Genomic DNA, 12010 nt, shown 5'->3' on the forward strand with positions numbered 1-12010 from the left:
ACTAAAAGTTAATTAACGCAAGTTGAGCAAGTCGCGAACCTGCTTAACATTTGCAGAGTCAACGAGGGTGTAACCTACTAAGTTTCTCTTTTGTTTCTTTGTTTTCTTAGTCAAGATATGACTATGGTAAGCATGATTACGCTTAATCTTACCAGTTCCGGTAAAGCTGAATCTCTTCTTCGCACCGGAGTTTGTCTTTAATTTTGGCATTTTTTGTTAATTTTAAATGGTTATTTATTTACTTCTGTGGCAACGTATATACCAAGACGTTACGCACATTCCAATGTTTATTCTTCGTTTTGGAGCTTCTTCAATGCATCCGAACCATTCTTGGCATTGTCGAACAAGCCTCCCTTAGGTTTGTCATCAGCGGACGTACCGTCAGTAGGAACAATCTTCTTAGCGGCCTTAGCCTCAGCCATTGCCTGTTCACGGTCACGCTTTTGCTGGCTTTTCTTCTCTACTCCAACCTTCTTAGGCGCAAGATACAAGAACATTTTCTTGCCTTCCAGCTTCGGCATCTGCTCAACTTTTCCGTATTCTTCCAAGTCGTTTGCGAAGCGAAGGAGCAACACTTCTCCCTGCTCTTTAAACAGAATGGAGCGTCCACGGAAGAAGACATAGGCGCGAACCTTGTTGCCTTCATTAAGAAACCCTTGTGCATGTTTCAGCTTAAACTGATAGTCGTGCTCGTCAGTCTGCGGCCCGAAACGTATTTCCTTCACCTCTACCTTCACTTGCTTCTGCTTCATTTCCTTAGCACGCTTTTTCTGTTGGTAGAGAAACTTACTATAGTCGACCAAACGACAAACTGGCGGTTGAGCTTTAGGAGATATTTCAACGAGGTCAACTCCTTGCTGACGAGCTAAATCCAGAGCTTTTTTTGTCGGCATTACCTGCGATCCATCGTCACCTACAACACGCACTTCCCTTACGCGAATCTGTTCATTCACGCGGTACTGATTACTTAATTTGTCATTCTTCATTCAACTATATTAATGTGTTTACTTTCGCTAAACGGCTGCAAAGTTACTGATTTTACCACAATTAGCAAAACATTTAGATGAGTTTTTATTGTAGTTATAGATACAAATTGACGAGAAAACAAGGAAATGACCTCCTTACAAAGGTTATATTCTTGTTTACTCGTCAACCCTGTCCACAGACATTTCAATACATTTTTTAATCTTTTGGATGGATATTGGTTGCTTCAAGCATTTGGGCTACTTCGCTGTTTATGCGCGAAGCGAAGTCTTCCATCTTCATGGTAGCTTGTTCACCGCCACCCTGTTTGCGCATGGAAACAAGTCCTTCAGCAGCTTCTTTCTCTCCAACAATAACCATGTAAGGCACACGCTTCAACTCGTTGTCGCGAATTTTACGGCCTATTTTCTCGTTACGGTCATCGATAGTAGCCCGAATATCTTGCTCCGTGAAGTACTTGACTACTTGCTGAGCATAATCATTAAACTTCTCTGAGATAGGCAGAATGGCCACCTGTTCGGGGGTAAGCCACAGGGGGAAGTGACCAGCTGTATGCTCAATGAGCACAGCTGTGAATCGTTCAAGCGAACCAAATGGTGCCCGGTGTACCATCACTGGTGTTTGTTTGGTATTGTCCTCCGCCGTATATTCGAGCTTGAAACGTTGTGGCAGGTTGTAATCCACCTGAATGGTACCCAACTGCCAACGTCTTCCGATGGCATCTTTCACCATGAAGTCGAGCTTAGGGCCATAGAATGCAGCTTCGCCATAGGCCACCTTGGCATCCAATCCCTTCTCCTTGCAAGCCTCGATAATAGCCTGTTCACTTTCTGCCCACACCTCGTCAGAACCAATGTATTTCTCTTTATCGTTAGGATCGCGCAGACTAATTTGAGCTTCAAAGTTATCGAAATTGAAAATAGTGAATACGGCTTGGATGATATCCATCACGCGAAGGAATTCATTCTTAACCTGATCAGGACGACAGAAGATGTGCGCATCGTCTTGTGTGAACGAACGAACGCGCGTTAATCCATGCAGTTCGCCACTCTTCTCATAACGATAAACCGTACCAAACTCAGCGATACGCAGTGGAAGATCTTTGTATGAGCGAGGCTTGCACGCAAACACTTCGCAGTGATGCGGACAGTTCATGGGTTTCAACATGTACTCCTCGTCATCCTCTGGTGTATGGATGGGTTGGAAAGAATCTTTGCCATAGTGGGCATAGTGACCACTGGTGACATACAAATTCTTGCTTCCAATATGCGGAGTAATGACCTCTTGATAGCCAAAACGCTTCTGTATTTTGCGCAACATCTCTTGCAAACGCAAGCGAAGTTCTGTTCCTTTTGGCAACCAAATAGGCATACCCTTGCCCACACGGTCGGAGAACATGAAGAGTTCCATTTCCTTTCCAATCTTCCGATGGTCACGTTTCTTGGCTTCTTCCAGCATCAACAGGTACTCATCCAGCATCTTCTTCTTGGGGAAGGTAATACCGTAAATACGGGTGAGCTGTGCGTTTTTAGCGTCACCACGCCAGAAAGCGCCTGCAGCACTTGTTATTTTAACAGCCTTAATCAAACCAGTGGACATCAAATGCGGCCCACGACAAAGGTCTGTAAAATTGCCTTGCGTATAGGTAGAGATGTTTCCATCTTCCAAATCTTCAACGATGTGTTCAACCTTGTACGTCTGTCCGTCTGCCGTAAACTCATTGACAGCGTCGGCCTTGGAAAGCTCACGTCGAACAATTGGCTGGTTTTTCTTGGCCAGTTCCATCATTTTTTGTTCAATCTTAGGGAAGTCATTCTCTGAGATAGGAGTGCCATCGGCCGTCTGAACATCATAGAAGAACCCGTTTTCTATCGCGGGACCAAAGCCAAACTGAATACCTGGATACAGTTCTTTCAATGCTTCTGCCAACAAATGAGCCGAAGAGTGCCAAAAAGTATGCTTGCCTTCTTCGTCCTCAAAGCGATACAATGCGATGGTAGCATCTTCGTTGATGGGCCGATTCAACTCAACTGTCTCACCATTAACACCGCAAGATACAACGTTGCGAGCGAGAGCCGGTGAGATGCTCTCGGCGATTTGTAACCCAGTTACGCCCTTTTCGTACTCACGTACCGAGCCGTCTGGAAATGTGATTTTAACCATAACAAATTAGTTTATTTATCTTAATCGACACAAAAGTAATGCTTTATTTTGAGATAAAACAACGATTTGGTTTGTTTATTCCTATAAAAAAGGAGTTTGATACCAAAGGGGAAACATAGCTGAAACCCAATACGACATCTTATTTTGTCGCCGTTTTGCGTTTGATAACGCCATAAGCATCGTAAATACCGAGTTCTCCCGCCTTACTCAAGTCAGCGATTCCGGCATTCTTGGTATGCGTGTTTTCCAACCGAATGATTCCTCGGTTGTAATAAGCCTCAGCCAATCGACTGTCCAGTTCGATGGCCTTGGTATAATCGTCGATAGCCAACTGATAGTCTTTGCGTGCCGCATGGAAGTTGCCGCGGTTATAATATAGGTAGGCATTCTGCCCATCCAGCTTGATGGCTTGATTGAAATCATCGAGCGTCTTGGCTGCCTTCAACTGGATGTCAACACCATGAGAGGCATTGAAATCGTTCATCATAAACTGACATACGGCCCTCTGCCAGTAGGCAATGGTCGAAGTACTGTCTTGATCGAGATAGACATTCAGGTCGTTGATAGCCTCGTCAAAGTTCTGCGTAACGCTATATGCTACGGCACGTTGTAACAACCAAGCATGCACAGCCTTCATATCCTTCGCATCTTGGATAGAAGCCGACAGCTGATCAATGAGAGAAAGAAACGCCTTTGACTGCTCTTCGGTCAGCTGGGCGGAGTTACAAGTGATGTTAAGCGGATATTTCAGGTGGTGCAAATCGTTAAAGTCTTCTATTTCTTTGTTGAAAGCCTGATAGGTATTCATGCCATTATGATACGGCAGATACGACACCTCAAACATCGGCATGCGTGCGACATCCACCTTGCGATGCTGAATCTGTCCCCGATACTCACTCTCGTACTCGCGCTCAACCGTATTCTCGTCGGCCACAACGATTTGATTATACTTTTCGGGATCAATCTCGCTGCGCTTACGCATGGCCTTCAATTTGTTGTTGCTCCAGCGTTTTTGAACGCCACTGCGCTTGTCCATCTGCGCCTTGAAGATACGAAATTCGTCCATTTCGGCTTTTGCCGTCATGCCCAACCGGCGATAACAATTGGCACGATAGGACAATCCTGTCCAGAAATTAGGGAACTGATCTATCACTGCCGAATAGTCACGAATGGCCGCACGCAAATCGCCAGTCCTGTCGTGCAGTAGTGCTCGGTTAAAAATGGCCATCACGTTTTTCGGCTCCATCTTGATGACGAAGTCAAAATCTTCTATCGCCCGGTTGTCATCACCCAGCTGCATGCGCAGCAATCCTCGGTTGTAGTGAGCCAAAAAGTCGTTCGGTGCCAAATCGAGTGCCAAGTCATAATCGGCCATTGCCCCACGAAGATTGTTGTAATTAAGTCGGGCCAAGGCACGGTTCACATAGTTGTTGGCCACATTGGGCTTCAGGTGGATGGCCTTAGAGAGTTCCTCGTCGGCATCTTTCCACTTCCTGCGAGCCAGACTGATATAGGCGCGTGTGGTCCATGTGTTGCCATCGTAAGGGTCTATCTTCAAACTCTTGTCCAAAGATTTGGCTGCTTGCGTGGTATCTTTCTGATGCAGATAGATTTCGGCTTTCAGCGAATAGGCGTTGGCTGCGTTAGCCCATTTCTGCACGATGGTATCAGTCTGCAGCAACGCCTCGTCGTATTTCTTTTCGTTCATCAAGCAGACAGCCCGATTAAACCAATAACTTTGTTGCCTGGGTTGCAGCCTGATGGCCCGATTATAGTCGGTGATGGCCTCATCATAACGCTCTTGTCTAATCTTGGTGATGGCCCTTAAATCAAAAAACTGATGGATGTAAGGGTTCAGTTCGATGGCTTTAGAGATGTCAGCTTCGGCACCTGTAAAGTCATCCAAATAGAATTTTGCCACAGCTCGGTATTGCCATGGCTCATAAAGGTAGGGTTTTAAGGCAATAATTTGGTTGAAATACTGTATCGACAGCACATAGTCTTCATAGTGAAGGGCCACCTGACCATTCCTTAGCAGCTTTTCTATATTGTATTGCGCCCGTGCCACGAGCGACAAACAAGCCATGAATATGATGACTACATGCCGATACATACCTTCTACTTGTACACCCGTTTTTGCGGGCAGGTACACTGTTGTCGCCTTATCTGCGAACGGGTTTGGTGCGGTAGTGACATTCGTACTTGCCCTGCGTCATACCCTTCAATTTGTTTTTGATCATTTGTTTACGGAACGGCGAGATGCGATCAACGAACATTTTACCGTCCAGATGGTCGAACTCATGCTGCATCACACGAGCCAAATAACCTTCAATCCATTCATCATGCGGTGTAAAGTCTTCATCCATGTACTGCACATGAATGCGTGTGGTTCTCGAAACAGCTTCATGAATGCCGGGAATGGAGAGGCATCCCTCGTCCATCGACTCCTTGGGTGCGTTCTCATCAATCTCTATGATATGCGGATTGATGTATACGCGCCTGAAATCTTTGTATTCGGGAAAGTCGTCACTCAACACGTTGAGGTCGATAACTACCACCCGGATGGATTTTCCTATCTGCGGTGCGGCTAGGCCAATACCATCTGACGAATCAAGTGTTTCAAACATGTCTTGTATCAACTGTCCCAATCCTTCATACTCGGGCGTGATGTCCTGTGCCACTTTGCGAAGCACGGGTTGACCATATATATATATAGGTAATATCATTTTTTAGTTTACAAGTTGACAAGTTGACGAGTTTACGAGGTGATAGTTTACAAGTTGATGGTTGACGAGGTGATCGTTCTGTGGCTGACAAGGTGATGGATTCCTGTTTCCTATTTATGACCGAACCATGAACTTGCCTACTCGCAGCCATGTCCATGCAAACACATATCAAACCTGTTACAACGTCGTTTACCTTAGTCGTTTCGACTCCATATAACTTTGCAGAATGATGGTAGCAGATATCTCGTCTACCAATGCTTTATTTTGCCGGGCTTTCTTGCCGATGCCACTTGCGATCATGGCCTTATGAGCCAACACGGATGTAAAACGCTCGTCATAATATTCGATGGGAATCTGTGGCATGGCCTTTCGCCATCGGTTTACAAACTGCTCCACCCTAGCCATGTTTTCACTGGGTTTGCCATTGGTCTGCATGGGCTTTCCAATGACAATCCGTTCCACCTCCTCGCGCGCTACATAGTCTTTGAGATAGTCGAAGAGTGTAGATGTAGAAACAGTTGCCAATCCATTGGCAATGATTTGCAATGGGTCGGTAACTGCTATGCCCGTACGTTTCTTTCCGTAATCTATCGAAAGGATACGCATAGTATCTTTAAATGGTATTGGAGCGGGAGTTAACTGGGAGTTCACCCGGATCGAATCTGAGTAACAAAATCAAACCCTTGTTGGTGAACTCGTGCGTAACTATCTTTTGCTGGCACTTACCAGCACCTCTTTAGCTCACACCATTTACCATCATCCTCTTATTTCTTGTACAGCAACCAAGCGTCAGGATACTTTGAACGGAACTGGTTGCGCGATGCTACAGCCGAAGCTTTGTCGGCATGAGTTGTGGCAACAACGCGGTACATATTACGAGCTGAATTGTAAGCGATTTGTGCTCCATAGCCAGCTGACTGCAACGTACGCTGCAATCCCTCTGCGTTGGCCTTCAATCCGAACGAACCTACAACCACGCTGAATGCGCTCAGTCCACTGCCGCTCACCACGGTCACGTCCTCGGTACGTACTGTTGCGTTGTCAACATTATCTACAACCTGCGTCTGTGTTACAGGGGCTGGCGTCAAAGGAGCAACCACCGGAGCCTCGGTCTGAGCCGAAGTCTGTACAGATTCCTGTGCCTTTGCCTTTTCGTATGCTTTCTTATAAGCGCTCTCGCTTGATTTACAACCGGTAAAAGCCAGTGCTATACACAAGCCCGCGCACAAAACAATACTTTTTTTCATAATTCTGTAAGATATTATTAATTAAACTTATTGATTCATTATACCTTGCGAAGGTACAAAATATCCGCTAAAATGGAACAAAAGTGCCGCATAAAGTTTGTTAAATGCACAAAACTCATGTTTTTTAACAAAAATATGCAATACATTAACTATCTATCTGCAAAACTTTTCATATATTTGCGATAGTTCGAAACATTCGAACGCTTATAACGTTATAAACAACTAATTTAATAACAATTTAAAAAGAATAGAACAATGAGAACAGTAGGTTATATCGGCGCATTCTTAGGTGGCGCCATCGCAGGTGCAGTGGTTGGGTTATTGATAGCTCCACAAGAGGGTAAAAGAACACGTAACAAAATTTCTGACACGGTTGATGATTTCTGCAAGAAACACGACATCAAACTGTCAAAAAAAGATGTTGACAACTTGGTTGACGACATCAAGGAGGCTGCATCAGACATCGTAGAGTAAACATTAGTATATGTTTTCAAACGATCAGAACGTTGAGACCATCGGCCGTTTGGTCGATATATGCAAACATTACATCGGGCTTCAAACAGAATATGTGAAGCTCGATGTGATTGAGAAGGTGGTACGTCTTATCACAGTCATCACCTTGGTCACAGCGCTTTCCATCATCATGATATTGGCACTCATCTACGTGTCGTTCGCAGCAGCCTACGCACTCGAACCTCATGTGGGGCTGCCCATAGGCTTCCTGATTGTGGCCGGAGGCTATTTATTCATCTTTTTGTTGTTCTTCCTCTTCCGCAAACAGTGGATAGAGCGACCACTTGTCAGATTCCTGGCAAGCCTATTAATGGAGAAGTGACATGACAAACAATACAGATAATAACGCTCCCGCACAATATAAGTCGCTCGATGAAATCAGGATACGCAAAGACCAGATTTTGAAAAGCATCAGGAAGGATGACGAAGGCATGCGGCATCTTTGGAACAGCATGTTCAACAAGCCGGCCACACTGACATCAAAGCTGCCCTCGAAACGTATATCGGGGTTGATGAACACTGGGACTGGCATCTTCGACGGCGTGCTGTTGGCCTGGAAATTGTACAGAAAATTTAAGAAAAGAAGATAATTTTTTTTCAGAAACTAAACGATGACAACCTATTGACGGTTGTCATTTTTTTCACACTCTACTACCATTACTATCCAAAAGCATCGACAGAATCTTTATCAATCGTAAGTCTGGACCTCAACAACAAGTTTCCATTCGTAAACAGAGCTGACGACTATATGACCCATTTTGTTGTTGATTGTTAGCTTACCAGATGAACCTCTCCTGAAAAGGAACAAGGGAAAACGCACCTTATGACAATGTTAATTCCGATTGAACACTTGACTGCGAGTTGCGATTTTGTTGTGTTTATTCAACGATTTTCGCCCCTAAAACGGCACCTGTAAACTTTCAAACTAGAAAAAAAACGATAGGCTTGGAGGATGCAAACAAGAGATTTTGGAACGAGAAAAATCGAATTTTATCACAAAAAGATAGACTTTACGCGCAAAAAAGCATCACTTTGGCAACCAATCAACATGTTTTTGAGCAGCAAAAGCATGCATATTGCACCCTAAAAGCATTGCTTTTGGTATGAAAAGTCTTATCAAATTGGCACGAAACAGCATCATATATTTATAAATACCTGTGTATGAATGATATATAAAAACCGCTCATTTTGGGCGTATTTGTGACAAGACGGATGGTTGTTCGCAAATTCGCCAAGCATGAAGAGGTTGGTTGTCAAGAAAATTCATCTGCACTTTTCTCCGAAATCTTATTCATGACGATACGGTGAGTGATAAAGTAGAGCTTGCAAAATGGTGTGACTTCTGAATTGGTTTCGGGGTAGTAGGCACTAACAGTTGCTGCTGGAAAGCTGTGTTCATGCTGCCAACGAGCAAGGTATGTGTCGTAATTTTAATGATTTATGAGCAAAAAAAAAGAGTACCGCCGTACTCTCAATCTTATTAACCTTAAATCTAATACTATGAAAAACACATTGCAAAGATACAAAATGATATCGTATTTGCAAGATTTGGCCATGAATTTGGACTTTTTATAACTATTTTTAATCGAACTAAAGGTATTTTTGACAAGAAGACTCAATTTGCCCATAAATTGTTGACGAATGCAAACAACGCACTTTTTACGCATCTATCTGCAACCCGTCATAAGCCAATTGCATGCCAGCGGGCAGCTGTTTGTTCACTTCTTCATGAAAACCCACGTCGTGATTCATGTGTACAAAATAGGTTCGGTGGGCTCCAATGCGCTTGGCAAACGCCACTGCTTCATCTACCGTCATGTGCGAATGGTGTTGCGGCTCATACCTCAGCGCATTCACAACGAGCGTGTCGATGCCTTCAAGATAGGCATATTCGGCATCATCGATGGTCTTCATGTCCGTGATATAGGCAAGGCTACCAAACCGATAGCCGAAGATGGGCAGCTTGTCATGCATCACCTGGAAAGGCAACACCTCGACATCCCCCACGATTAGGGGTTGATGTGGGACCACAGGGGTTAAGTCGAGCCGTGGCACACCGGGATAAAGTTTCTCCGTAAAACAATAAGGCATGGTCTGATGCAGCTGATCTACCGTTTGTTGGTCAGCAAAAACATGTACGGAACCGAACACGCAGAAGGGTCGCAAATCGTCGATGCCGGCCACATGGTCATAATGAACATGCGTGAGCAACACACCATCCAACGGAGTAAAAGCGAAGGGCATGAGCTGCTGACGGATGTCGGGGCCACAGTCAATGAGAATCCTCGTTGTTTGCGTTTCCAGCAAAGCAGCCGTACGCAAACGCTTGTCATGTGGGTCAGTACTCTCACATACCGCACAATGACATCCCAAAGAAGGGACGCCACCCGACGTGCCGGTACCCAAGAATGTTAATCTCATAAGATGTTTACCTCCGGTTTGATGATGATGCCGAAGCGTTGGAAGACATCATGCCGTATGGCCTCACACAACTTTACAATATCGCTTCCGGTGGCTCCACCACGATTCACCAGCACAAGTGCCTGCTTGTCGTGCACGCCGGCGGCCCCCATGGAACGGCCTTTCCACCCGCATTGGTCAATCAACCAGCCGGCTGGAATCTTCTCATGTTCATCATCTATGGTATAATGGGGCATCTGAGGATATTGCATGGCCAAGCGTTCATACTCCTTTCGGTCAACAATGGGGTTCATAAAGAAGCTGCCTGCATTGCCTTGCACCTGTGGATCGGGCAGTTTGGCCTGACGAATGGCAATGATGGTTTGACGCAATTGCTGTGGCGTGGGGTGTTCTATTCCCTGTCGCTGCAATGCTGCTCGAATGTTACCATAATCTAAATGAGGACGATAGGTGCAGTCAAAACGGAACTCAACATGGGTGATGACAAACCGATTTTTCCACTCATTCTTGAACTTGCTGTATCGGTAGGCGTACTCACAATCAGCGAGAGCGAACCTTACCTCATGCCCCGTGGCGATTTCTACAGCCGTTACGGAGTGGATGAAGTGATTGACCTCGCTGCCGTAAGCGCCGATGTTCTGCACGGCCGCAGCGCCTACCGTGCCAGGAATTAAAGAGAGATTTTCCAGACCGTAAGCTCCTTGCTCAACACAAGTGGCGACTAAATCGTCCCAAACCACGCCACTGCCACTCGTGATGACGGCCTCATGGTTGTTAATCGCGATGTCTACCGAACGGATGTTCGAACACAAAACGGTGCCATCAAAATCTTTTGTCAACAACAGGTTGCTGCCTTTTCCCAATGGCATGATGGGATAATCGGCCTCGGTGAGCCTCGAAAGAGCCTCGAGAAGTTCGGCTTTCGTATCAAACTCGATGAAACGACGGCACGAAACATCGATGCCGAACGTATTGTGATGCAGCAAACTATGGTTGTGTATATCTCTCATCCCTACTCTATCAGCTATTAAATTTCATCAATTTCCATTCAGACTTCTGGCGACGGAACACCATGATATTCTCCAAATCGGTAGCGATGCCACGCACAACAAAGATTTTTTGATTCCCTCGCTTATGCTTCTGACCATAAACTATATTGTAGATAGTTCCTTTGGGGATGATGGGTGGCTTGAACGCCGACCACTGTTCGGGAACAATAGAACCCGTGATGGTACCAAAATCGTCATCGGGGTCGGGAGCTGTGAACTCAACAGTTTCGTTCATACTACGCACCTGAAAAGCACTGTCGACAGCAAATCGTTGGTAAAACTGCAAAAAAGAGCCGTTGACACTCTCGTGCATTGGCTGGTAAACAATTGAGGTTAGCATAAACTCACCATTGATTCGATTGAAGATATACTGCTTGACGGTTTTGCTTTTGAACAATATCTTTTCAACAGTCACCTGGTTCACCGATGTGTCTTTCATCACTTCCATCTGTTTGAGATTATCAAAAATAAGCGTAAAATAGCCTTGTTTCATGAAAAAGTAGTCCATTTTCCACTGCTCTTTCTTGATTTCGTCTGTCTGTTCTCCATGCTTCATCACAGGAAGTGGAAACTTCACACGCTTGAGCTGCAGCTTTCTGTTCGCGGCAAAATTAAAGATAAAGTCGTCAAACAGCTCGTCGGCTGACTTCGACATGGGCGATTCAGCAATCATGTTTGACAGCGTATCCTCGTCAACACTATCCTCTTCAATGGAATCAACCGCCAAGGTATCAACGGCTTGAGGCTTTTTATCCACACATCCCGTTGTGGAAAACAGGACCGATATCAACATCATCAATGCCAAAACGAAGAAAGTAAATTTTCTCATACGAACGCTTTTGCTTATAAAATCCTCTCATTTTTTTCTAACATACCCCTTCAAATTCCTATCTATACACGACATTTC

13 protein-coding genes are annotated in these 12010 nt (G+C 45.0%); 3 read left to right on the forward strand and 10 right to left on the reverse strand.

Features of this window, described 5'->3' with window-relative positions; translation table 11 throughout:
- Positions 1 to 12: 12 nt before the first annotated feature.
- From rpmI to NQ518_RS04875, 7 genes are all read right to left on the reverse strand, one after another.
- The gene (gene rpmI / locus NQ518_RS04845; RefSeq protein WP_004348506.1) at positions 13 to 210 is read right to left on the reverse strand and encodes a 50S ribosomal protein L35; all 198 of its coding nucleotides are present in this window, start codon (positions 208 to 210) and stop codon (positions 13 to 15) included.
- Between the two features lie 77 nt (positions 211 to 287).
- Complete coding sequence (gene infC / locus NQ518_RS04850; RefSeq protein WP_227206196.1) at positions 288 to 986, reverse strand: translation initiation factor IF-3; 699 nt, start codon at positions 984 to 986, stop codon at positions 288 to 290.
- Positions 987 to 1182: 196 nt separating this feature from the next.
- A complete protein-coding gene (gene thrS / locus NQ518_RS04855) occupies positions 1183 to 3147 on the reverse strand; it encodes a threonine--tRNA ligase (RefSeq protein ID WP_227206193.1) in 1965 nt (654 codons plus the stop codon).
- A 139-nt stretch (positions 3148 to 3286) separates the two neighbouring features.
- Entirely contained in the window at positions 3287 to 5260 is a 1974-nt protein-coding gene (locus NQ518_RS04860; protein WP_227960684.1) for a tetratricopeptide repeat protein, read from the reverse strand.
- A gap of 49 nt (positions 5261 to 5309) precedes the next feature.
- Complete coding sequence (gene def / locus NQ518_RS04865) at positions 5310 to 5873, reverse strand: peptide deformylase (protein WP_227960682.1); 564 nt, start codon at positions 5871 to 5873, stop codon at positions 5310 to 5312.
- Between the two features lie 189 nt (positions 5874 to 6062).
- Positions 6063 to 6479: a Holliday junction resolvase RuvX gene (gene ruvX / locus NQ518_RS04870; protein ID WP_102696843.1), complete on the reverse strand. Its 417-nt coding sequence runs from the start codon at positions 6477 to 6479 to the stop codon at positions 6063 to 6065.
- 158 nt (positions 6480 to 6637) lie between these two features.
- Positions 6638 to 7120 carry an SPOR domain-containing protein gene (locus NQ518_RS04875; RefSeq protein ID WP_004348500.1) on the reverse strand — a complete coding sequence of 161 codons (483 nt, stop codon included), beginning with the start codon at positions 7118 to 7120 and terminating at the stop codon, positions 6638 to 6640.
- A gap of 255 nt (positions 7121 to 7375) precedes the next feature.
- Here NQ518_RS04875 and NQ518_RS04880 point away from each other — a divergent pair, with 255 nt between their 5' ends.
- From NQ518_RS04880 to NQ518_RS04890, 3 genes are read left to right on the forward strand one after another with little or no spacing between them, the layout of a single operon-like run.
- Complete coding sequence (locus NQ518_RS04880; protein ID WP_004348499.1) at positions 7376 to 7594, forward strand: YtxH domain-containing protein; 219 nt, start codon at positions 7376 to 7378, stop codon at positions 7592 to 7594.
- A 10-nt stretch (positions 7595 to 7604) separates the two neighbouring features.
- Positions 7605 to 7955 carry a phage holin family protein gene (locus NQ518_RS04885; RefSeq protein ID WP_023056691.1) on the forward strand — a complete coding sequence of 117 codons (351 nt, stop codon included), beginning with the start codon at positions 7605 to 7607 and terminating at the stop codon, positions 7953 to 7955.
- Position 7956: 1 nt separating this feature from the next.
- Positions 7957 to 8223 carry a hypothetical protein gene (locus tag NQ518_RS04890; protein ID WP_102696842.1) on the forward strand — a complete coding sequence of 89 codons (267 nt, stop codon included), beginning with the start codon at positions 7957 to 7959 and terminating at the stop codon, positions 8221 to 8223.
- 1069 nt (positions 8224 to 9292) lie between these two features.
- Here NQ518_RS04890 and NQ518_RS04895 read toward each other — a convergent pair.
- From NQ518_RS04895 to NQ518_RS04905, 3 genes are read right to left on the reverse strand one after another with little or no spacing between them, the layout of a single operon-like run.
- Positions 9293 to 10054, reverse strand: a complete 762-nt coding sequence (locus NQ518_RS04895) for an MBL fold metallo-hydrolase (protein WP_227960680.1) — start codon at positions 10052 to 10054, stop codon at positions 9293 to 9295.
- Positions 10051 to 11064: a UDP-N-acetylmuramate dehydrogenase gene (murB, locus tag NQ518_RS04900; protein WP_227960678.1), complete on the reverse strand. Its 1014-nt coding sequence runs from the start codon at positions 11062 to 11064 to the stop codon at positions 10051 to 10053. Before murB ends, NQ518_RS04895 begins: the two co-directional genes overlap by 4 nt.
- Positions 11065 to 11074: 10 nt before the next feature.
- On the reverse strand, positions 11075 to 11932 hold the full coding sequence (locus tag NQ518_RS04905; protein WP_227206178.1) for a DUF4348 domain-containing protein: 858 nt from the start codon (positions 11930 to 11932) through the stop codon (positions 11075 to 11077).
- Positions 11933 to 12010: the final 78 nt, after the last annotated feature.

It is taken from the genome of Hoylesella buccalis ATCC 35310, assembly GCF_025151385.1.
In the GTDB taxonomy this organism is placed as follows: Bacteria; Bacteroidota; Bacteroidia; order Bacteroidales; family Bacteroidaceae; genus Prevotella; species Prevotella buccalis.